Source organism: Paraburkholderia sp. GAS41, from assembly GCF_050436545.1.
Classification (GTDB): domain Bacteria; phylum Pseudomonadota; class Gammaproteobacteria; order Burkholderiales; family Burkholderiaceae; genus Paraburkholderia.
In genome coordinates, this window is the sequence record NZ_JBNDMK010000034.1 from 1 (window position 1) to 20,565 (window position 20,565).

18 protein-coding genes are annotated in these 20,565 nt (G+C 64.3%); 5 read left to right on the forward strand and 13 right to left on the reverse strand.

Annotation, left to right across the window (positions count from 1 at the left end; all coding sequences use genetic code 11):
- Window positions 1-99: NAD(P)(+) transhydrogenase (Re/Si-specific) subunit beta (locus P3T43_RS31955; RefSeq protein WP_429285053.1), on the forward strand; the 99-nt coding region annotated here is incomplete at its 5' end.
- A 46-nt stretch (window positions 100-145) separates the two neighbouring features.
- On the opposite strand, the gene P3T43_RS31960 is transcribed toward P3T43_RS31955, so the two are convergent.
- The 8 genes from P3T43_RS31960 to P3T43_RS31995 all read right to left on the reverse strand — a co-directional run bounded on the left by P3T43_RS31960 (window position 146) and on the right by P3T43_RS31995 (window position 9,380).
- Window positions 146-832 carry a helix-turn-helix transcriptional regulator gene (locus P3T43_RS31960; RefSeq protein WP_429284997.1) on the reverse strand — a complete coding sequence of 229 codons (687 nt, stop codon included), beginning with the start codon at window positions 830-832 and terminating at the stop codon, window positions 146-148.
- Between the two features lie 269 nt (window positions 833-1,101).
- Window positions 1,102-1,488, reverse strand: coding sequence for a VOC family protein (locus tag P3T43_RS31965; protein ID WP_429284998.1), 387 nt, complete (start codon window positions 1,486-1,488; stop codon window positions 1,102-1,104).
- A 275-nt stretch (window positions 1,489-1,763) separates the two neighbouring features.
- On the reverse strand, window positions 1,764-3,050 hold the full coding sequence (locus P3T43_RS31970; protein ID WP_429284999.1) for a THUMP domain-containing class I SAM-dependent RNA methyltransferase: 1,287 nt from the start codon (window positions 3,048-3,050) through the stop codon (window positions 1,764-1,766).
- Between the two features lie 82 nt (window positions 3,051-3,132).
- Window positions 3,133-5,268, reverse strand: coding sequence for a site-specific recombinase (locus P3T43_RS31975; protein ID WP_429285000.1), 2,136 nt, complete (start codon window positions 5,266-5,268; stop codon window positions 3,133-3,135).
- A 226-nt stretch (window positions 5,269-5,494) separates the two neighbouring features.
- Entirely contained in the window at window positions 5,495-6,289 is a 795-nt protein-coding gene (locus P3T43_RS31980) for a PqiC family protein (RefSeq protein WP_429285001.1), read from the reverse strand.
- Window positions 6,286-7,944: an intermembrane transport protein PqiB gene (locus tag P3T43_RS31985; RefSeq protein WP_429285002.1), complete on the reverse strand. Its 1,659-nt coding sequence runs from the start codon at window positions 7,942-7,944 to the stop codon at window positions 6,286-6,288. Before P3T43_RS31985 ends, P3T43_RS31980 begins: the two co-directional genes overlap by 4 nt.
- On the reverse strand, window positions 7,937-8,656 hold the full coding sequence (locus P3T43_RS31990) for a paraquat-inducible protein A (protein WP_429285003.1): 720 nt from the start codon (window positions 8,654-8,656) through the stop codon (window positions 7,937-7,939). Before P3T43_RS31990 ends, P3T43_RS31985 begins: the two co-directional genes overlap by 8 nt.
- Before the next feature lie 7 nt (window positions 8,657-8,663).
- Window positions 8,664-9,380 (reverse strand): paraquat-inducible protein A, encoded by a 717-nt coding sequence (locus tag P3T43_RS31995; protein ID WP_429285004.1) that lies wholly within the window; start codon window positions 9,378-9,380, stop codon window positions 8,664-8,666.
- A gap of 466 nt (window positions 9,381-9,846) precedes the next feature.
- On the opposite strand from P3T43_RS31995, the gene P3T43_RS32000 reads away from it, so the two are divergent.
- From P3T43_RS32000 to P3T43_RS32010, 3 genes are all read left to right on the forward strand, one after another.
- Complete coding sequence (locus P3T43_RS32000) at window positions 9,847-10,407, forward strand: cytochrome b (RefSeq protein WP_429285005.1); 561 nt, start codon at window positions 9,847-9,849, stop codon at window positions 10,405-10,407.
- 8 nt (window positions 10,408-10,415) lie between these two features.
- Entirely contained in the window at window positions 10,416-10,979 is a 564-nt protein-coding gene (locus P3T43_RS32005) for a YceI family protein (RefSeq protein WP_429285006.1), read from the forward strand.
- Between the two features lie 97 nt (window positions 10,980-11,076).
- Window positions 11,077-11,655, forward strand: coding sequence for a YceI family protein (locus P3T43_RS32010; protein WP_429285007.1), 579 nt, complete (start codon window positions 11,077-11,079; stop codon window positions 11,653-11,655).
- Between the two features lie 183 nt (window positions 11,656-11,838).
- On the opposite strand, the gene secF is transcribed toward P3T43_RS32010, so the two are convergent.
- The 5 genes from secF to queA all read right to left on the reverse strand — a co-directional run bounded on the left by secF (window position 11,839) and on the right by queA (window position 17,987).
- Window positions 11,839-12,789 carry a protein translocase subunit SecF gene (gene secF / locus P3T43_RS32015; RefSeq protein ID WP_429285008.1) on the reverse strand — a complete coding sequence of 317 codons (951 nt, stop codon included), beginning with the start codon at window positions 12,787-12,789 and terminating at the stop codon, window positions 11,839-11,841.
- A gap of 18 nt (window positions 12,790-12,807) precedes the next feature.
- The gene (secD, locus tag P3T43_RS32020) at window positions 12,808-14,853 is read right to left on the reverse strand and encodes a protein translocase subunit SecD (RefSeq protein ID WP_429285009.1); all 2,046 of its coding nucleotides are present in this window, start codon (window positions 14,851-14,853) and stop codon (window positions 12,808-12,810) included.
- 145 nt (window positions 14,854-14,998) lie between these two features.
- Window positions 14,999-15,322: a preprotein translocase subunit YajC gene (gene yajC, locus P3T43_RS32025; RefSeq protein ID WP_074302395.1), complete on the reverse strand. Its 324-nt coding sequence runs from the start codon at window positions 15,320-15,322 to the stop codon at window positions 14,999-15,001.
- 250 nt (window positions 15,323-15,572) lie between these two features.
- The gene (gene tgt / locus P3T43_RS32030; RefSeq protein WP_429285010.1) at window positions 15,573-16,808 is read right to left on the reverse strand and encodes a tRNA guanosine(34) transglycosylase Tgt; all 1,236 of its coding nucleotides are present in this window, start codon (window positions 16,806-16,808) and stop codon (window positions 15,573-15,575) included.
- Between the two features lie 126 nt (window positions 16,809-16,934).
- On the reverse strand, window positions 16,935-17,987 hold the full coding sequence (gene queA, locus P3T43_RS32035; RefSeq protein WP_429285011.1) for a tRNA preQ1(34) S-adenosylmethionine ribosyltransferase-isomerase QueA: 1,053 nt from the start codon (window positions 17,985-17,987) through the stop codon (window positions 16,935-16,937).
- 190 nt (window positions 17,988-18,177) lie between these two features.
- Here queA and recG point away from each other — a divergent pair, with 190 nt between their 5' ends.
- Window positions 18,178-20,460, forward strand: coding sequence for an ATP-dependent DNA helicase RecG (gene recG, locus P3T43_RS32040; RefSeq protein WP_429285012.1), 2,283 nt, complete (start codon window positions 18,178-18,180; stop codon window positions 20,458-20,460).
- The last annotated feature ends 105 nt before the right edge of the window (window positions 20,461-20,565 follow it).

Genomic DNA, 20,565 nt, shown 5'->3' on the forward strand with positions numbered 1-20,565 from the left:
GCGGGGCTCGACAACGATCTCTTCTACATGGACAAGACCATGATGGTCTTCGGCGATGCGAAGAAGGTGATCGAGGATATGGTGAAGTCGGTCGACTGAGAATGAATTCAGGGCCGCGGAACGCGGCCCTGAAAGCGTCGTGATCTCAGCGCTGTTTCACCTCGACATGCCGTAGAAAATCCGCGAGTCGTCTGCCTTCCCGATCCGGGAACGGTTCGAGTACCTGCAGCTCACGGATTTCTTCAACGTCGAAATTGCGGAACTCTTCGCGCAACTCACACCACGCGCCGATGGTCCAGCGCGCACCCCAATACACGAGCCCGAGCGGCCAGACGCGCCGCTCCGATTGCGCGCCTTTGCGGTCGCGATAGGCAAAGCTCACGACCCGTCTGGCGTCGATGGCGAGATGCAGCGCATCGACCTTCTCCGCAAACTCACCCTTGATGTGAAACGACGGCGCGAAGATCGGCAGCCGGTCGAGGGCCGCGCGCTTGTCGGCGGGCATGGTCGAGGCGATCTTCGCCAGCGCGCCGCGCGCCCCTTTGGCGAAGCTCGCGCCGCCCCACGTTTCGAGCATGCGCGCGCCGGCAGCGAGCGCGGAGAGTTCGTCGATGGTGAAGGTGAGCGGCGGCAGGCTCGCCGAACGGTTCAGACGATAGCCGATGCCCGCTTCCCCTTCGATCGGCACGCCCGACAACTGCAGGTCGCGCACATCCCGGTAGACCGTGCGAGGCGAGATATGCAGCCAGTCGGCAAGTTGTTGCGCGGTCGTCAGACGCCGGCCGCGGAGCAGCTCGGCGATCTGGAACAGGCGGTCGGCACGGCGCGTCATGGTGGGCGTCTGTTGAAGGAAGCGGGAGATTCAGTGTTGTGGCCGGGGGCGCGGTTTCGGGCGCCCCGCGATGGGCTGGGTTGGTGTTCGGCTAGGCCCGCGATCGTCCCGGCCCACGTTCGGCCGGGCCCGAACTCGGGCGGTTTCGCGATCATAGCGCTGTGCGATGTCAACGGGCGCTAAACAGGCGGTGCAGTCCAGTGCGTCGTTGCATTGCGCCGCATCGCACCGTATCGCATTACACCCGCCCCGGCGCGCCCGGCAATGCATCAGGCATTTTTCGGCGAATGCAGTCCGATACGGTTACCTTCGGTATCAGTAAAGAAGCCGATATAGCCGATATCCTGCGGCAGCTCGATGACAGGCCCTTGCACCTTGCCACCGGCCTTCTCGACGCGGGCCAGCACGGCATCCACATTGGGCTGCGCGTTCAGATAAACGACGACGCCGTCGGCGGAAGGTTTGGCCGTGGGGCTGTGAATGACGCAGCCGCCGGTGGCGGGCTCGGCGTACTGGAAGATCCCGATTGGCTGGCCGCCGACATTTTCACGCCGAAGCACGGTGGCAAACGCGGTCTCGTAGAAACGCACGGCGCGCTCGAAGTCGGTGGCGGGGATTTCAAACCAGGAAATGATGTGGCTTGCGGCTTCTGACATGACACTCTCCTTGGGGCTGTGATTGGGCCCGTGATGCCCGAGGTGGCTTCGGGGCGGCCTTGGCGATGCGCCGGCTGGCGTGATCAGGAGTGTGCGGCGGAGCTACTGACAACGTTCTGTCAGTAGCCTTTGTGCTGGCGAAACCGTGTTGCACGCGCGGACTAAGCGCGAGCGCTTAAGGGCGACGAATCGCGCCCGATGGACTCTCGCAATGAAAAAAGGCTGCGGACATGACGCCGCAGCCTCTCGATCAACCAACGTGCAACCGCGCTACATCAAGCCGCCGGCGTATCGTTCGCCGGGCGTTGCCTGACGCTGCCAGCAATCAGGTCGAAGCGGAACAGGCGGCATTCCAGCGCACCGTTGAACAACGGCGTCTTGGTCGATTCGCGCAGGCGCAATTGACCCGGCAGCTTACGATCCGACGTCAGGATGAACGCATACCAGCCGGTGAAGCGCTGTTTCAATGCATCGCCGAGCGACTTGAAGAATTCGCTATCCGGCGCCTCTTCCTGAGCGCGGCGGAAGCTGTCGTCATCGCGGCTTTCACGCCCGGTCTCGCGGAGTTCGCCGCGCGCGTTGCGGCCGCGCACTTCGATCCGCTCACCGTACGGCGGGTTGGCCACCAGAATGCCCGGCGCCGACGACGGCGGCGCCATGCCGCGTGCGTCCACCTGCTTGAGCGAGACCGACGACAGTCCGGCGCGCTCGAAATTCGCGCGTGCCTTGATGAGCATGTCACCGGAAATGTCGCTGCCGAAAATCTGCAGATCGGCACGGGAAGCGCGTGCGGCGTGCTTCGCGTCCAGAGCCGCGGCTTTCAGCGTCTGCCAGGTTTTGGCTTCGTACTGCTTGAGCTTTTCAAAACCGAAGCGGCGCTCCGCACCCGGCGCGATGTTCAGCGCCACTTGCGCTGCTTCCGCGAGGAACGTGCCGCTGCCGCACATCGGATCGTACAGCGGCGTGCCGGCCGTCCAGCCGGTCAGGCGCAGGATGCCCGCCGCGAGGTTCTCGCGCAGCGGCGCAGCACCCTTGTCGAGACGCCAGCCGCGCTTGAAGAGCGGCTCGCCCGAGGTGTCGAGGTACAGCGTGCAGTCGGTGGCGGTAAGAAAGGCAAATACGCGCACATCCGGCGCAGCGGTATCGATGTTCGGGCGCGCGCCGCTCACTTCACGCAGCCGGTCGCAGATCGCATCCTTGACACGCAACGTGGCGAATTCGAGGCTGCGCAGCGGCGACTTGATCGCCGTCACGTCGACGCGCAGCGTCTCATGCGCGGAAAACCACTGCTCCCAACGCTGGTCGAGCGCGAGTGCATAGATGTCCTGTTCGCTGCGATACGGCCGGTGGGCGATTTTCAGCAAGACACGGCTGGCAATGCGCGAATGCAGGTTGGCCGCCATGCCGGCAGCCCAGCCGCCGCGGAGATGCACGCCGCCCGGGACCTGCGCGCCCGCGGTGAACGGCGCACCATTCAGGTGGCGCGCGGCGATTTCGGCGAGTTCGGCAGCCAGCGCGGCTTCCAGGCCGCGAGGGCAGGGGATGAAAAAATCGAAGGACATTGAAGTTGCCGGGAGGCGTTGAATAAGGCGCTATTGTACGCGGTCGGGGTGCGCCGGCCGGGCTTCCCGCGCCAATGCTGGATCAATGGCCTTCGCGCGAGGCATTCACCGGCCACAGAAGATCCAGCGGGCGCCGCCACACCCGGCGCCAGAATGCCCCGCGCAAGGAGCGCACGTGGTTGCGCCGCAGATCGCGTGAGCGCACGGCCATATGGAACGCGAGCGCGAAACTGACGGCCACGTTCAGGATGGCCATGCTGCACACTCCGGCTATGGCCCACCAGAACTCCGGCAAATCCAGCGCGCCGCTGCCCAGCACGCCGAGCGCCACACCGATCGAGCCCGCGCTCAGCGTGACGTGCCGGACCTCGAAGGTGAAGGCGAGCGCGGTCAGGACGGCGGGTACGAGGCCGAGCATTAGGCCGAGGGTGATATTGCCCACCACGCCGGCCACGTTCGAGCGGCAGAAGCGCGCGAGCCGGGCGGCACCCAGGGGGCCGAGCGTGATGCGCAAGCGACGGTTGTAGGCGAGCGCATCGGCGACCCGGTGCAGCACGAACCAGTTGTCGGCCCAGCCGGCGATCAGACTGGACGACCACAGCAGCACCCCGGTCAGCGCCGCATAGAACGGGGTGGGCCCGATCAGCGAGAACGAGTGCAGCGTCGCGTGGGCTTTCTCCGGCGAGATGATGTTGGCGTGAAAGAGCGTGTGCCACAGCAACTGCACACCGAGACACACCGGGAAGACCAGCATCACGTTGCCGAGCACGGCCGCGGCCTGCGTGCGAATGAGCGCGAGCACCGAGCTCACGAAACTGTTCACGCCTTCTGGCGTACCCGCGCCGTCGAGCTCACGCGCGATAGTCGGCGCCGTCATGGCGGGCTGTTTGGTGGCGAGCGAAAAATGCAGGAAGTGCATCAGCAGGAAGCTGGCTGCGTAATTGATGCCGGCGAGCAGGCCTTCCAGCATCGACTGGAGATGCAGGCCGGTGACCGCGAACTTCACGCACACCGTCACCACGGTGACGAGGCCGCCGCCCGCCGCCATGCGCAGCATTTTCAGATACTCGGCGCGGTCACGTGCGATGTAGTGTTCGCCCGTGTCGGCGCTGTATTCGACCACCTTGCGTGCCAGCAAGGAGAAGTTGCTGCGCATCAGGTGCGCGACGCTCTGGCTCGCATGGTTGGCGCTCACCAGTTCGGCGACGAGGCGCGAGCCGGCATGCAGGTCGTCGAAGGCCATCCACGCATCCAGCAGGTGCTCGGCGCGCTGGATGCGCATGCGCATGCGTTCGACCTGAAACACGATGTCGACGCTCACGCCGTTGCGGTACAGATGGTTGAAGACGTTATCCGTGGCGATGCGGCATTCGTCCAGCAGCACACGTAGATAGTTGACCTCATGCAGCAGTTTGCCGGACGGTGCGTTTTCTGCCTCTGCCTCTGCCTCTGACTCTGCCTGTGCATCGGCCTCGGCCTGATGGGCGGTTTCCACAGCCAGCATCGCACGGGTCAGGCGATAGAACGGCTGCTTCTCCATGGCCACGCGCACGTCGGCGTCGCCCAGGCGGCTGCGCACCGTTTGCGATAGTCCCGTCGAGCTGATCTGGCAAGTCAGGTTATGCAGGGCGGCGAGCAGATCGAGCGAGAAGGGCACGCCCTCGCGCGGCTTGCCGGTGTCCGGCTGATACGTGAACAGATCGCGGATGCGCGTGAGCAGATCGGTGGGCAACGCGGCGATCCATTGTGCATCGTGTGCTGTGGTGAACATCAGCGTGAAGATTGCCGACAGGTCGCGTCGGTTCGGGGCGGGCGGAATCAGTGAGGATTCCAGACGTTCGAACAGCGCGCCGAAAAAGGCCGAATGCACCGGCATACCTGCGTCGCACAGCAGGGAAATACCGTCGCTCTCGCGTAGCAGCGCGCGCAGGATGCCGGCCACGTTGGCCTTCCACGCCGGGTTGCGATCCAGCACATGCAGCAGATAGCGCAGACGCTTGTGCTCGGGTTGCCGGCGCGCCTCGTCGACGGACGGCTCCTGCGCCACGGTCTGCACGGCGCCGCTGCGGTGGATCCAGTGCGCCAGTTCGATCAGCCATTCGCTGCGCTCCGCATACGGGGCGTTCTGATCGGCGATGGCCAGCAATGCGTCGAGCTGGTGTCCGCTATTGCGTGAGGCGCGCCACTTTTTTATGAAGGTCTGAATGGAACGGAACATGGCGTGTTCAGTGCGAGGCGAGTCGCGGTCCTGTTGCGGAAGCCCTCAGGATCGCTAAACAGGGAGAATTCCGCAAGCTGGCCGGATGGGACAGGCCGGCTGGGCATCAGCGGATATCGGGTTCGCGAAGCGGGCGCAGCTTGAGTGACGCCAAAAGGTACGGTTGAGGCGCTGATGCAGGCAGCCAGGCTGCCTGCACGGCGACGCTGGCAACCATGCCGACGGATCAGCCGTTCACACCGATCGGCGTGAGACCGAAACTGGCTGCAAGTCCTCCCGCACCATCAAGCGCCGCGCTCGGACCGCTTGGCAGCGGGCAAGGCACGGCAGCCGGCGCCATCCGCGCCGGTACGCCCGAGGCGTTTTTCGCCGGTGTGCCGGTGGGTACTCGCGCAGCCGCGGCGGCCATGGCCTCGATGCTGGCGGCGATCTGCGAGGAGATCTGCTGCACGGCCTGGCGATGACCGTCGACCAGCGCATCGTAGCCCGCCGTCACGGGCGCGCTGATGGTGCTGCGGCAGGTCATGACGGCTTCGCTGCGCACCGCGCGCACGCTCCACACGGCATCGATCAAGGCATGCGAGCCCGGCCACGACTCGAAGCGCTGCACGTTGACGCTGACGCGGTACACCGGCGTGCTTTCCGGATACGCTGTGCCGTAGACGTCGATCGTGCCCAGTTGCTGCGTGAGATCCGACGACAACGCGCGGCGGATCTCGTCGCCCGGCAGCGAGGCCCAGCGTTCCTGCTCGAGGATCTGCACCTGGGTCGATCCGTTCTGTACGACGAGCTGGTTTTTCTGAACCTGCGACGGCACGCCAACCGGCGCCACTTCGATCAGCAGCGCCGACCCGGCAGCGCTGCGCGTGGTGGTGGCCGCATTGTCGGCGCCGAGGGTGTAGAAATGGCTCGGCGGCGACGAAGAGCACGCCGCGAGCGCCAGCAGTCCGGCACATGCGCCGAGGCACGCAGCGGCGCGGGCAAGCCCGCGCGGCGAACGAGGGGGCCGGGCAAACATCATGGTTGATCTCCTGGTTTTCCGCGCAACAGCGATTCCGGATGGCGTTCCAGATAGTCCGACAGCGCATTGAGCGACTGCAACGTATGGGTCAGTTCCTGCAGCGCCTGATGCACATCCGATTGCAGCGGCGAGTCCTGTTGCAGCGTGGCCTCGGCTGTACCGAAGGTCTGCTTGGCGGCCGCCAGCGTATCGCGCGCCTGCGGCACCACCTCGGTGTTCAGGCGGGTGAACAGCTGATCGGCGTTCTTCAGCGAGCTGTTCAGGTTAGCGCCGATCTGGTCGAACGGCACCTGATCGAGTTTCTTCGCGATGTCGGCCACCTGCAGCTGCAACTCGTCGAGCGTGTTCGGGATCGTCGGCAGCTCGAGCGGATCGCTGTGGACATCGACCGTAGCGGGCGCCGCCTTCGGGAAGATGTCGAGCGCGACATACAGCTGGCTCGTAATCAGGTTGCCCGTGCGCAACTGGCCACGCAAACCGCTCTTGACGAGCCGTTGCAGCAGATCCTGCCCGGCGACGCTGCCCGGTTCCGGCGCCGCGTCGCGGAAGCGTTTGCCGAGGCGATCGGGGTACAGGTTCATCGTCACCGGCATGGTGAAGTTGCGGGTCTTCGGATCGTAGTCGATGCCGATGTTGGTCACCTGGCCGAGCACGATGCCGCGGAAGTCGACCGGCGCGCCAATCGACAGCCCGCGCAGCGACTGGTTGAAGTTCATCACCACGCGCAGCGGCACACCGTCCGGCTCGCGGATCGCGTCGGTTTCATCCGAACCGAGGCGGAAGGTCATGTTGTTCGGCGCCTGTGCACCGACCGGCTGCCCAGGCGGTGACTGGAACGACAGGCCGCCCACCAGCACCGTGGCGAGCGATTGCGTATTCAGCTTGAAGCCGCTCGAATCGAGCCGCAGGTCGACGCCGCTCGCATGCCACCAGCGCGTGTTGACGCCGACATACTGGTCGTACGGCGCGGCGACGAACACCTGCATCGTCACGCCGGTGCCGTCCTTGTCGAGCGAGAAGCCCACGACCTGGCCGACCTGCACGCGGCGATAGAAGATCGGCGAGCCGATATCGATCGAGCCGAGCGAATCGCCATGCAACGTGTAGCGGTGACCCTTCTGGTCGCCGGTGATGGGTGGCGGCGTTTCGAGTCCGACGAAATCCTTCTGCGTGTCCTGTGACCGGCCGGCGTCCACGCCGATGTACGCACCCGAGAGCAGCGTGCTGAGGCCCGACACGCCGCTTGCGCCGACCCGCGGACGCACGACCCAGAAGCGCGTGTCCTTGACGGCGAAGTTTTCGGCTTCCTTGGTCAGCTGGACCGCGATCAGCACGTGCGAAAGATCCTTCGACAGCGTGATGTTCTTCACGAGGCCGATGTTGACGTCCTTGTACTTGACCTGGGTTTTGCCGGGTTCGAGCCCTTCCGCGGTGGTGAAGCTGATGCTGATTTCAGGCCCCTTCTCGGTCACCGACTTGATGACGAGCGCAATGCCGATCAGCGCCGCGATCAGCGGGATCACCCAGACCAGCGACGGCAACCAGTGGTTGCGCGGCTCGATCTCGGGATCGGGCAGGTTGGGCGGCAGCGTGGGTCCGTTCGAATCGTTGCGCGGCGCGCTGGGAGCGGGCGTCGGTCCTTGCGGGCTAGTCATGTTTGGGGTCCTGAGAATGTTGGGAGCTGCCTTGCGTGTCTGGCGTGTCTTGCGGGCCGGCCACGCGTTTCGCCTTCTTCCTGACCGTGCCGTCGCCGCCTTCCACGGTGTCCCAGATGAGCCGTGGGTCGAATTGCATCGAGGCGAGCATGGTCAGAATCACCACGGAGCCGAACGCAATGGCGCCGGGTCCCGCCGTGATCACGGCGATCGACTTGAAGCGCACCAGCGCAACCGTCAGCGTGACGACGAACACGTCGAGCATCGACCAGCGGCCGATCCGCTCGACCATGCGGTACAGCTTGGTGCGCTGCATGGGGCGCCAGCGCGAGCGGCGCTGGGCCGTGACGGTGAGGAGCACGAGCACGCTCAGCTTGAGCATCGGCACCATGATGCTGGCAATGAACACGATCACGGCGAGCGGCCAGTCGCCCGAGGTCCAGAAGTACACCACGCCGCTCATGATCGTGTCGTCTTCCGAACCGAGCAGCGACGACGTGTGCATCACCGGCAACAGATTCGCCGGAATATACAGCAAGGCAGCGGCGAGCAATAGCGCCCACGTGCGCATCAGACTGTCCGGATTGCGCCGATGCAGCCGTGCGCCGCAACGCGAGCAATGTTGCGGCGTAATCGAGCGGATACGCGGTTCGACGCGGCCGCAGGCGTGACAGGAAACCAGGCCCGCGCGTAACGCGGTGACGTATTTCATCGTGCGGTCATCCCTGGGGAGGTGCGGAGGGCTGGCCTGCGTTATTCGTGAGCGTCGCGGCGACCGCGGCAGCGGCGCTGTCGGCGGCGGTGCGCGGCAGGGGCCTGGCGCGCCGCGCATGCAACTCGTCGGCCATGTCCCACAAGGTGCGCGGGTCGAACATCACCACCACCGCGAACATCAAGGTGAGTGCGCCGAAGGCAAAGAGCGCCGCTTCGGGGATCACGCGGGCGAGGCTCACCATCTTCACGATGGTGATCAGCACGCCCAGCATGAACACCTCGATCATGCCCCACGGCCGCACGAACTGGATGGCGCGCAAGACCTGGTTGAAGGCCGGCGGCACGTAGCCCGAGCGGATCGGAATCAGCACGTAGAGCAGCGCGACGAGCTCGGTCAGAGGGAACAGCGTGGTGGCGCAGAACACCATGACCGCGACGATCTGCATGTCCTCGTTCCATAGCGCGACGAGCGCACCGAACAGCGTGGTTTGCGAGGTAATGCCGTTGGCGTCGAGTTCGAGAATCGGATAGGCCTGAGCGATCAGAAAGGTGAATAACGCAGCGAGCGTCATGGCACTAATGCCGTCCAGCCGCCGATGCGAGTTGCGATACAGCGTTGCGCCGCAGCGCGGGCAGCGCGCGACCGAGTGGGCGTCGAGCAGGCGCGGCTTCTGGAAAAGGGTGTCGCACTCGTGGCACGCGATCAGGTTGTCATGTTCCATACGGCTGAAGGGCAAACGACGTGAGCGGGGGCGTGCAACGCAGGCTTGCACGGAGGGACTGGCGAAAGCCTGGAGCAATAGTACCAAAGGTCTCCTCCCGTGCGTGCTTTGGTGGGCGCGGTACTCGTCAGACAAGCGCACAGCCTCCTCGAAAGGAAGCGCAGCAGGAATCCAGGAATTCAGGCATCCGGACACTATCGGACATTTTCATGCCCCATTTGTTCAATCGCCATGTTGCGCTGCGTTTCAGAGCGTGAGACGCTTCGCGGAAGTCCGGCTGCCGGCTTTTTCGGCTTGGGGTAGCATGGCGGCCTCGGCATGCGTCGCGGCAGGCCGGCCGTTCCGGCGGCAAGGGCCGCAACGGCGACCACGGCTTCACGCAATTCGCATAGGAGATGGACTGCCGGCTTTGCCGCGGGGTGTCATCCGTTTGCGCTGCTAACCTCTCAGCTTGCGTTGACCTTTTATGGCAAACACCTCAACCTTCGGCGCTCGCGAGTCCTACACGCGAACGGCCATTGCGTTTCACTGGCTGATTGCGCTGCTGATCGTGTGCGGCTTCGGGCTTGGCTGGGTGATGACGGATATCCCGGGCTTTACGCCCGCCAAGCTGCGCTACTTCTCCTGGCATAAGTGGATCGGCGTGACGGTGTTCGCGCTGTCGGTGCTGCGCATCCTCTGGCGCGCGACCCACGGCGCGCCGCCGTTACCGCGCCGCATGGCCGCGTGGCAGCGCGTCGCCGCCCACCTCACGCACGTGCTGCTCTACGTGTTGATGATCGCGATTCCGGTGTCCGGTTATCTCTATAGTTCCGCGGCCAACGTGCCGGTGGTGTATCTGGGGCTCGTGCCCCTGCCGCGCCTGATCGCGCCCGATCCTGTACTCAAGGTCGTGCTGAAGAATATCCACATCACGCTCAACTACACATTGCTCGTCCTGTTCGTCCTGCACGTGGCGGCGGCGCTCAAGCATCAGTGGCTGGACCGCGACGGCCTGCTGTCGCGCATGATCCCTTTCATCAAATAAGGACCAACATGAAGGTTTCGTTTTATCGCTACATGCTGGCGGCGTTCGCTGCCGCATCGCTGAGCGCGGCGGGCAGCGCGCTGGCCCAGGTGGATGTCGCGAAGAGCACGATCACCGCGACCTCGAAGCAGATGAACGTGCCGGTCGACGGCAAGTTCAACAAGTTCACCGCACAGGTCTCGTTTGATCCGGCGAAACCGGCCGAAGGCAGCGCGCAGTTCAGCGTCGACGTGGGCAGCTACGATCTCGGCGACGACAGCTACAACGAACAGGTGCGCGGCAAGGACTGGTTCGACGCGAAGACGTTTCCGCAGGCAACCTTTGTATCGAGTGCGATCGCGCCGGCGTCCGGCAACCAGTTCAAGGTGACCGGCAAGCTGACCATCAAGGGCAAGTCGCAGACGGTGGTGGTGCCTGTCACGGTGACGCAGCAGGGCGCCACGCAGGTCTTCGACGGCTCGCTGCCGATCAAACGCACGCAATTCGATATCGGCACGGGCGAGTGGAAAGACACCTCGGTGGTGGCCGACGATGTCGTCATCAAATTCCATATCGTAGCAGCACACAAGTGACGCGTTCTGCGGTGACCGACACCGCAGCCGCACGCCGAACCCGAACCCGAACCCGCACCGCGCCTCGCGCGGTGTGTTTTCCTGAAAGGAGCATGACATGAAAAAAACTCTACTGATCGCTGCTGCCGCTTTGACTGCCTCTGTTTCGTTCAGCGCCGTGGCGGCTGACACGTATATGCTCGACCCGACGCACACCTATCCGAGCTTCGAGGCGGATCACTTCGGCGGCCTGTCGGTGTGGCGCGGCAAATTCACCAAAAGCTCGGGCACGGTGACGCTCGACCGCGCGGCAAAAACCGGCACCGTCGACGTGACCGTCGACCCTTCTTCGGTCCAGACCGGCAACCCCAAGCTCGACGAGCATTTGCAGTCGGACGCATTCTTCGACGTCACGAAGTATCCGTCAGTGACCTACAAAGGTACGGATATCAAGTTCGACGGCGACAAGCCGGTTGAAGTGGTCGGCAGCCTGACGATGCATGGCGTCACCAAGCCGCTGAACCTGACGGTCGATTCGTTCAAGTGCATGCAGCATCCGGTGCTCAAGCGCGAAGTGTGCGGTGTGGAAGCGAGCGCGCATTTCAACCGCGCGGATTACGGCATGGACTTCGGCAGCAAGTATGGTTTCAGCATGGATACCAAGCTTCATATCCAGGCGGAAGGCATCAAGCAATAAGGCTGGACGATGCGACGCCGCGGCGTTGAGACGCGCGGCGGGCATCGGACTTGCGCGAGGCGCGGATGCAACGCGGGTGCAGAGCGCCGATGCGGAGCGCGGCGGTAAACGACAAAGGCCGGTTCGACTGAACCGGCCTTTGTGCTTTTTACTGCTCGTGACGCTTCGAAGCTACCTCGAACCTCAGACCTGTGCGCCTGCGTTCGGGTCGTTCGGATCGTGGCGTTCCTTCTTGTCCTTCAGCAGATCTTCGCGCTTCACGCCGAGCCACATTGCCAGCGCGGCGGCAACGAACACCGACGAATAGATACCGAACAGAATACCGACGGTCAGTGCCAACGCGAAGTAGTGCAGCGTCGGACCGCCGAACAGGAACATCGACAGCACCATCATCTGCGTACAGCCGTGGGTGATGATGGTTCGCGACATCGTGCTGGTAATCGCGTGGTTGATGACTTCGATCACCGTCATCTTGCGTTCGCGCCGGAAGGTTTCGCGAATCCGGTCGAAGATAACCACGGATTCGTTCACCGAATAGCCGAGCACCGCGAGCACAGCGGCTAGCACGGACAGCGAGAACTCCCATTGGAAGAATGCGAAGAAGCCGAGAATGATCACCACGTCGTGCAGGTTGGCGATCACGCCGGCCACGGCGTACTTCCACTCGAAGCGGAACGACAGATAGATCACGATGCCGGCCACCACGCAGGCGAGCGCGAGCAGGCCGTTGGTGACGAGTTCCTTGCCGACCTGCGGGCCCACGAACTCGACGCGCTGCAGTTGCACCTGGGCGTCTTCACCCTTCAGCGCGCCCATTACCTGATCGCTCTGCTGGGCGGAGGTGAGGCCTGCCTTGACCGGCAGACGGATCAGCACGTCACGCGAGGTGCCGAAATTCTGCACCTGGGCGTCCGGGTAACCGAGTTTCGCGAGCGTGCCGCGTACCGGTTCGAGCGGCACGGTGCCCGGATACTGGACCTCGATCACGGTACCGCCGGTGAACTCCACCGACAGATGCAGCCCACGATGCAGCAGGAAAAACACGGCAGCGATAAACGTCAGCAGCGAGATCGCGTTGAACACCAACGCGCGCTGCATGAGCGGCAAATCTTTGCGAATGCGGAAAAATTCCATGGTCTTGTTCTCCGGGACTCAGCGGGATGAACCCGGTTTCTGCGGCGTGTTGTCGGGGCTGTTGCGACGTCGCACCGTCGGCTTGCCGGCGGCGGCGCGGGTCTGCGCCGTGGCCTTCGGCCGGGCAGAGGCGGCGCTGACGGCGCGTGCCGTGTCGGTGGCGGCGTCTTCGCTGCCGAGATACGCGGCAGCGCCTGCACCTTCGACCGCTGCCGGCTTCCACACCTGGCCGATCGCCAGCGACTTCAGCTTCTTCTTGCCGCCGTACCAGAGGTTCACGAGACCGCGCGAGAAGAACACCGCGGAGAACATCGAGGTCAGAATGCCGATACAGTGCACGATCGCGAAACCGCGGACCGGACCCGAGCCGAACGCGAGCAGCGCCAGACCGGCGATCAGCGTGGTCACGTTCGAGTCGAGAATGGTCGCCCACGCATGCGCGTAGCCGTTCTGGATGGCCAGTTGCGCCGGCGCGCCGTTGCGCAGTTCTTCACGCACCCGCTCGTTGATCAGTACGTTCGCGTCAATGGCCATGCCGAGTGCCAGCGCAATAGCGGCGATACCCGGCAAGGTCAGGGTGGCCTGCAGCATGGATAGCACCGCGACCAGCAACAGCAGGTTGACCGACAGCCCGATCATTGAGATCACGCCGAACAGCATGTAGTACGCGATCATGAAGACGGCGATGGCGGCAAAGCCCCAGATCACCGAGTGGAAGCCCTTCTTGATGTTGTCGGCACCGAGGCTCGGGCCGATCGTGCGTTCCTCGATGATGTCCATCGGCGCCGCCAGCGAACCGGCGCGCAGCAGCAGCGCGAGGTCGGCGGCGCCTTGCGGCGTGGGCTGACCGGTGATCTGGAAGCGGTCGCCCAGTTCAGACTGGATCGTCGCGACGGTCAGCACCTGGCCCTTGCCCTTTTCGAACAGCACCATCGCCATCGGCTTGCCGATGTTGTCGCGCGACACGCTTGCCACGGCACGGCCACCAGCCGAGTCGAGACGGATGTTGACCGACGGACGCTGATGTTCGTCAAAGCCCGCCGAAGCGTCGATGATGCGGTCGCCGGTGAAGATGACCTGCTTTCGCAGCAGCACCGGCACCTGGTTGCCCTCGGTGAACAGTTCGTCACCCGGCGGGACCGGATCCGACGGATTCGGATGGAGGTTCACCGGATCGGCGAGGCGCGCTTCGAGCGTTGCCGTGCGGCCGATGATGTCCTTCGCCTTCGCCGTGTCCTGCACGCCAGGCAGTTCGACCACGATGCGGTCGGAGCCTTGCTGCTGGATCACCGGTTCGGCCACGCCGAGTTCGTTGACCCGGTTATGCAGCGTGGTGATGTTCTGCTTGAGCGCCGCGTCCTCGACGCTTCTCTGCACCGCCGGCGCAAAGGTGCCGACCAGTTGCAAGCCGCCGTCCGGCGCCGTCTGGGTCGCCCACTGGAGTTCGCCGATGCTGCGCGAGAGTTGCTTACTCGCTGCGGCCGCGGTGTCCTTGTCGGCGAAATTGATCACCACCGTCTGGTTGACGCGGTTCACGCCGCCGTCGCGGATGTTGTTGTCGCGCAGCAAGGTACGCGCGTCCGAGGCGTCGGAGTCGAGCTTCTTGTTCAGCGCGCCTGCCATATCCACCTGCAGCAGGAAGTGCACACCGCCGCGCAGGTCGAGGCCGAGGTACATCGGCAGCGCGTGCAGGGCGGTCAGCCAGCGCGGCGACGCGCTTTGCAGGTTCAGGGCGACGATGAAATTAGGATCGGTCGGGTCGCTGTTCAGCGTTTTCGACAGCAGATCCTTCACGCGCAATTGCGTGTCGGTATCCGACAGACGCACGCGAATGTTCGCGTTGGTCGACGAGTTGTCGAACGTCACGTCGGAAGCGGTGATCTGATTGGCAGCCAGCGCGGCTTCGATTTGCGACAGTGTCGACGAATCGAGCTTGACCGTTGCCTTGCCGCTCAACACCTGCACCGCCGGCGCTTCGCCGAAGAAATTGGGCAGGGTGTAGATGAGGCCGATGGCAAGCGCCACGACCATCACGACATATTTCCAGAGGGGGTAGCGATTCATGGAGTGGTCCAACGGGAAGGTTGGCTTGGAAGCGATGCGTCCGGCGATGAGCGCGGGAGGCGCGACGTACCTGTTGGCATGGATGACATGGCAGGCAGGCCGGCTTGAGTTCCGCGAGGCCGCGCCGGACGCGAGAGAGCAGGCCTTACAGCGACTTGATCGTGCCCTTCGGGAGAATCGTCGTGACCGACGCCTTTTGCACGGTGATTTCCGTGCCTTCGGCGATTTCGACGCCGACATACGCGTCGCTAACCTTGGTCACCTTGCCAACGATGCCGCCATTCGTGACTACCTCGTCACCCTTCGCCATGGCGGAGAGCATGTTGCGATGTTCCTTCTGACGCTTCATTTGCGGGCGAATCATGATGAAGTACAGCACGCCGAACATCAGGATCAGCGGCAGGAAGCTCATCAGGCTCGATTCTGCACCACCTGAGCCTTGAGCGAAGGCGTTTGAAATGAACGACACGTTGGTCTCTCCGTTATAACGATCAAAAAAATCAGCCGGTTATTCTACCACCGGCATTTGGTACGACGGCATGGCAAATGGGCTTGCCGATCAAGCGGTTAAAGCCCGCTCGGGTCGTGCCGGAATGTAATTGTAATATTTGAGACGTTAGGCCGACGGACCCTTCTGGGGAATCCGGCGGCGGGGCATATAGTAGGTCTAATTTGCAATCTTCAAGGGGCCCCTCTTCTAAGGGTTTTCGCGGGGTCCCCTAGTTGGCCGGGTCGACACCTCTTGCCCGGTTGGCGTGGAAACGCGTGCGGAAGGCTTCGAATTCGTGTGCCTCGATGGATGCGCGGATTTCGCTCATCAGCTCGAGGTAGTAGTGCAGGTTGTGGATCGTGTTGAGTTGCGCGCCCAGAATTTCGCCGACGCGATGCAAATGATGCAGGTAGCCGCGGGTGAAATGGCGGCAGGTATAGCAGCCGCAGCTTTCGTCCAGCGGCCGCAGCGAGGTCTTGTGGGTCGCGTTGCGGATCTTGATATCGCCAAAGCGCGTAAAGAGCCAGCCGTTGCGGGCGTTACGGGTGGGCATGACGCAGTCGAACATGTCGACGCCGGCCGCCACGCCGGCGACCAGGTCTTCCGGCGTGCCTACGCCCATCAGATAGTGCGGTTTGTCGGCCGGGAGCTTCGGACCGATGTGGTTGAGCACGCGCATCATGTCTTCCTTCGGCTCGCCAACCGACAGGCCGCCGATGGCGAGACCGTGGAAGTCCATCTCGGCCAGACCCGCCAGCGACTCGTCGCGCAGGTCTTCGAACATGCCGCCCTGGACGATCCCGAACAGCGCATTCGGGTTGCCGAGGCCGTTGAATTCGTCGATGGAGCGCTGGGCCCAGCGCATCGACATGCGCATCGAGTCGGCGGCGTCCTGGTGCGAAGTCGGCACGTTGTTGGTGGCGTACGGCGTGCATTCGTCGAACTGCATGACGATGTCCGAATTCAGAACCTTCTGGATCTGCATCGACACTTCAGGCGACAGGAACAGCTTGTCGCCGTTAATCGGCGAGGCGAACGTGACGCCATCTTCGGTGATCTTGCGCAGATCGCCCAGCGAGAACACCTGAAATCCGCCGGAATCGGTCAGGATGGGCTTATTCCAGCCCATGAACCGGTGCAGGCCGCCGTGCGCGCCGATCGTTTCGAGTCCCGGGCGCAGCCACAGGTGAAAGGTGTTGCCGAGGATGATCTGTGCATGCATTTCCTCGAGTTCGCGCGGCTGCACGGCCTTCACCGTACCGTAGGTGCCGACCGGCATGAAGATCGGCGTTTCGACCACGCCGTGGTTCAGCGTGAGGCGGCCGCGACGGGCCTGGCCGTCGGTGGTCAGCAGTTCAAATTTGAGGCCGTTGGCAGGGCGTTCGGCGCTGTTGTCACCGTGATCGGCGCAAGTGGGGCAAGCTGCGCGCGACGCGCTCGTGTCGTGGGTATGACCGTCGGTCATGGGATAACTCCAGTGCCACCGGAGAACAGTCCGGCGCGTCTATCAGCGCCGCCGGGTATGCCACGGCGGCTGGGTAAGGAAATCAGGGCAGCGTCGTCAATCTGCCGCCGCGTCATGCGCAGCGGCTCAGCGGTCGTCGAGCCGCGTCAGCAGCATCGCGTCGCCGTAGCTGAAAAAGCGATAGCGTTCCGCGATCGCATGCCGGTAAGCCGCGCGGATCGTCTCGATGCCCGCGAACGCCGACACCAGCATCAGCAGCGTCGACTTCGGCAAATGGAAATTCGTCACCAGCCGGTCCACCACGCGGAACGGGTAGCCCGGCGTGATGAAAATATCGGTCTCGGCGCTCGTCGCAGCAAGTGCCCGGCCGGTTGCCTCGGCATCGCGAGCGGCGGCTTCGAGCGCGCGCATCGAGGTCGTGCCCACGGCGATCACGCGGTTGCCGCGCGCTTTCGTGGCTGCAATCCGGTCCACCAGCGTCTGCGGCAACTGATACCACTCGCTGTGCATCTTGTGTTCGGCCAGGTTCTCCACGCGCACCGGCTGGAAGGTGCCTGCGCCGACATGCAGCGTCAGCGTCGCGCGCTCCACGCCGGATTCGTCGAGACGGGCCAGTAGCGCATCGTCGAAATGCAGCCCTGCGGTCGGCGCGGCCACCGCGCCCGGATTTTGCGCGAACACCGTCTGGTAGCGGGTTTCGTCGGTCGCGTCGGGATCGTGCTCGATATAGGGCGGCAGCGGCAGACGGCCGAACTGCTCGATCAGCGTCAGGCAGTCTTCGGGGAAGTGCAGCGTGTAAAACGGCTCGACGCGCTCGCCTACCGTCACGTCGAACGCGTTAGCGAGGCGCAGCGTCGTGCCGGGCGTAGGGCTCTTGCTGGCGCGAATCTGCGCGAGCGCCGTGCGCTCGCCGGTCAGCCGTTCGACCAGCACCTCGATCTTGCCGCCACTGGCCTTCTGGCCGAGGAAGCGGGCCTTCAGGACTTTGGTATCGTTGAATACCAGCAGGTCGCCCGGTGCGATGCAGGCGGGCAATTCCGCAAAGCGGCGGTCGGCGAAACGCGCGGGCGTCACCAGGTTGTCCACTTCGAGCAGACGGCTCGCGCTGCGTTCTGGCAACGCGGTTTGCGCGATCAACTCGGGCGGCAGGTCGAAATCGAAATCGGAAAGCGTGAACATGCGGGCTGGCTGGATGCTAGGCGTAAAACGAAACTGAATTGGTCCGAAGCCGGACGGAATTGCACCGAAGCCTCGCGGCGGGCGGCTATGATTGCGGGACGCCGCAGCGGCGCCTCATGGCAGGTCATAGCCGGCGCGCTGCGAGGACGCGAAACCTTTGAAAGCCGATATTGTACTTGCGAAGCAACCCATGCCTTTGTCCGACCGCCGTTTGCCCTCTGCTATTGACGAAGTGAGCGCCGAAGCGAAGCGCCCCGCCGCCCGCGGCAAAGGTGGCGAACTGATCAATTCCGGGCCGGGGAAAGAAGCCAGAGCGGCCAAGGCGACCAAAGCAGACGAGGCGGGCGAGGCGAACAACAAGCCGAAGGCTCCGAAGACAGCCAAGGCAGCGGACAAGGCCGCGCCGGCGCTCACCAAAACGGCCGACAAGCTCGCCAAACTCGGGCTCACGAGCGACATCAATCTGGTGTTGCATCTGCCCATGCGCTACGAGGACGAGACCTCGCTCACGCCGATTGCCCATCTGCTGCCGGGCGGTATCGCGCAGACCGAAGGCGTGGTGTTCGACAACGAGATCGCGTATCGCCCGCGCCGTCAGTTGCTGGTCAAGCTGCGTGACGAAGACGGCGACGAACTCGTGCTGCGCTTTCTGAATTTCTACGGCTCGCAAGTCAAGCAGATGGCGATTGGCGCGCGGCTGCGCGTGCGTGGCGACGTCCGCGGCGGCTTCTTCGGAATGGAGATGGTGCATCCGGCGGTGCGCGTCGTCGACGGCGAGACGCCCCTGCCGCAGGCATTGACACCCGTGTATCCAAGTACGGCGGGCGTGAGCCAGGCTTATCTGCGCAAAGCCATCGACAACGCGCTGTCGCGCACGGCATTGCCCGAGTTGCTGCCGGAACCGGTTGCGCGGGTGTACCTGCAGCCGCTCGGCGTGCCGCCGCTGATGGAGGCGGTGCGCATGCTGCATCATCCGGGCGTGGATTCGGACGAAACCGCGCTGATGGACGGGACGCACCCGGCGTGGGTGCGGATCAAGTTCGAAGAACTGCTGGCCCAGCAAATGTCGCTCAAGCGTGCGCACGACGAGCGCCGCACGCGTGCGGCGCCGAGCATGCCGCGCCGGACGGCGAACGATCCGGCTTCGCTGGTGGCGCGGTTGCTGAAAGCGCTGCCGTTTTCGCTGACCCGCGCGCAGGAGCGGGTAGGCGGCGAGATCGCGCTGGATCTGACCCAGCCTCATCCGATGCAGCGTCTGCTGCAAGGCGACGTCGGCAGCGGCAAGACCATCGTCGCGGCGCTGGCGGCCGCGCAGGCGATCGACGCCGGCTATCAGGCCGCGCTGATGGCGCCCACGGAAATCCTCGCCGAGCAGCACGCGCGCAAGCTACGCGGCTGGCTGGAACCGCTTGGCGTGAGCGTCGCGTGGCTGGCCGGCAGTCTGAAGACCCGAGAAAAGCGCGCCGCGATCGAAGCCGCCGCGCTCGGCACCGCGCAACTCGTGATCGGCACGCACGCGATCATTCAGGATGCCGTGGAGTTCGCGCGTCTTGGCCTCGTGATCGTCGACGAACAACACCGTTTCGGCGTGGCGCAACGGCTCGCGCTACGTGCCAAGGCACGCAACGCGTCGGATGGCGTGAGTGATTTCCAGCCGCATCAGTTGATGATGTCCGCCACGCCGATCCCCCGCACCCTGGCGATGACCTACTACGCGGACCTCGACGTCTCGACCATCGACGAACTGCCTCCCGGCCGCACGCCGATTCTGACCAAGCTGGTGTCCGACGCGCGTCGCGAGGAAGTGACCAGCCGCGTGCGCGAGGCGGCGCTGACGGGGCGCCAGGTTTACTGGGTGTGCCCGCTGATTGAAGAAAGTGAGACGCTGCAGCTTCAGACCGCGGTCGAAACCTACGAAACGCTGGTTGCGGCGTTACCCGAACTGAACGTGGGTCTGGTGCACGGGCGGCTTGCGCCGGCGGAAAAAGCCGCCGTGATGGATGCTTTCACCCGCAACGAGGTGCAGCTGCTGGTCGCGACCACGGTGATCGAGGTCGGCGTCGACGTGCCGAACGCATCGTTGATGGTGATCGAGCACGCGGAGCGCTTCGGTCTCGCGCAGTTGCACCAGTTGCGCGGCCGCGTCGGGCGAGGCAGTGCGGCGTCTGTCTGCGTGCTGCTCTACACCGGGCCCCTGTCGATCACGGCTCGCGCCCGCCTGCAAACCATGCGCGAGACCACCGACGGCTTCGAAATCGCCCGCCGCGATCTTGAAATCCGCGGCCCCGGCGAGTTTCTCGGCGCGCGCCAGTCCGGCGCCGCCATGCTGCGGTTTGCCGACCTCGAACAGGATGGCTGGCTGATCGAACCGGCCCGCGAGGCGGCGGCGCACCTGCTGGAGGCGCATCCGGACGTCGTCACCCAGCATCTGGCCCGTTGGCTCGGGGCGCGTGAGCAATATCTGAAAGCCTGAAACGGCGGTGCCTGGCACGCCGCCGACCGGCAAGAATTCAGGTTCGACACGCTGTGCGGGCATTCCCTGTGCTGGGGGAGGTTGGCGAATTGGCCCCATAGGTGT

Bases quoted from the DNA above. Each gene is read 5' to 3' on its own strand.
- P3T43_RS31985 (WP_429285002.1), bottom strand. From the start codon at position 7,944: ATGACTAGCCCGCAAGGACCGACGCCCGCTCCCAGCGCGCCGCGCAAC.
- P3T43_RS31965 (WP_429284998.1), bottom strand. From the start codon at position 1,488: ATGTCAGAAGCCGCAAGCCACATCATTTCCTGGTTTGAAATCCCCGCC.
- P3T43_RS31970 (WP_429284999.1), bottom strand. From the start codon at position 3,050: ATGTCCTTCGATTTTTTCATCCCCTGCCCTCGCGGCCTGGAAGCCGCG.
- P3T43_RS32010 (WP_429285007.1), top strand. From the start codon at position 11,077: ATGAAAAAAACTCTACTGATCGCTGCTGCCGCTTTGACTGCCTCTGTT.
- secD (WP_429285009.1), bottom strand. From the start codon at position 14,853: ATGAATCGCTACCCCCTCTGGAAATATGTCGTGATGGTCGTGGCGCTT.
- P3T43_RS31990 (WP_429285003.1), bottom strand. From the start codon at position 8,656: ATGAAATACGTCACCGCGTTACGCGCGGGCCTGGTTTCCTGTCACGCC.
- P3T43_RS31960 (WP_429284997.1), bottom strand. From the start codon at position 832: ATGACGCGCCGTGCCGACCGCCTGTTCCAGATCGCCGAGCTGCTCCGC.
- P3T43_RS32000 (WP_429285005.1), top strand. From the start codon at position 9,847: ATGGCAAACACCTCAACCTTCGGCGCTCGCGAGTCCTACACGCGAACG.
- recG (WP_429285012.1), top strand. From the start codon at position 18,178: ATGCCTTTGTCCGACCGCCGTTTGCCCTCTGCTATTGACGAAGTGAGC.
- P3T43_RS31980 (WP_429285001.1), bottom strand. From the start codon at position 6,289: ATGATGTTTGCCCGGCCCCCTCGTTCGCCGCGCGGGCTTGCCCGCGCC.
- queA (WP_429285011.1), bottom strand. From the start codon at position 17,987: ATGTTCACGCTTTCCGATTTCGATTTCGACCTGCCGCCCGAGTTGATC.
- P3T43_RS31975 (WP_429285000.1), bottom strand. From the start codon at position 5,268: ATGTTCCGTTCCATTCAGACCTTCATAAAAAAGTGGCGCGCCTCACGC.
- P3T43_RS32005 (WP_429285006.1), top strand. From the start codon at position 10,416: ATGAAGGTTTCGTTTTATCGCTACATGCTGGCGGCGTTCGCTGCCGCA.
- tgt (WP_429285010.1), bottom strand. From the start codon at position 16,808: ATGACCGACGGTCATACCCACGACACGAGCGCGTCGCGCGCAGCTTGC.
- secF (WP_429285008.1), bottom strand. From the start codon at position 12,789: ATGGAATTTTTCCGCATTCGCAAAGATTTGCCGCTCATGCAGCGCGCG.
- P3T43_RS31995 (WP_429285004.1), bottom strand. From the start codon at position 9,380: ATGGAACATGACAACCTGATCGCGTGCCACGAGTGCGACACCCTTTTC.